Here is a 376-nt window from a genome sequence, read left to right as displayed (position 1 = left end):
TCGGGGGGACGTCGATCGGCATCGCCTCTGCGACTGCCGCCGCGGCCTGAGGGCCGACGACGGGTGCCTCGGGCAGCCAGGCGGACGCGAGGAGACCGAGGATGCTGAACAGCGCGAGTGCGCCGAAGACGTCGACAGGGGCGAGGCCGATCAGAGGGATGACCGCGAGTACGACCGTGATCACGCCGCGATTGGCGAGTCCGTTGAATCCGGCGACTCTGTCGGGATTGCGGAAGGCGGCGAGGGCTGCGCCGGATGCGGCGACGGCGCCACCCGCTCCCGCGCCGCCGAGCAGGAGTGCAGGCAGCATGATGCCTGGCGCCAGCGCGGCGGTGGCGAATCCGAGTGTCGCGAGAGCGAGTCCGGCGCGAGCCAC

General features: G+C 72.1%; 1 pseudogene. It reads right to left on the bottom strand.

The features are described 5' to 3' along the window. Positions 1-376 (bottom strand): annotated as a pseudogene (locus tag J7E68_RS17345) (MFS transporter); the annotation flags it as partial.

The organism is Microbacterium sp. ISL-103, from assembly GCF_018613995.1.
Classification (GTDB): domain Bacteria; phylum Actinomycetota; class Actinomycetes; order Actinomycetales; family Microbacteriaceae; genus Microbacterium.
This window is presented reverse-complemented; position numbering and strand designations above follow the sequence as displayed.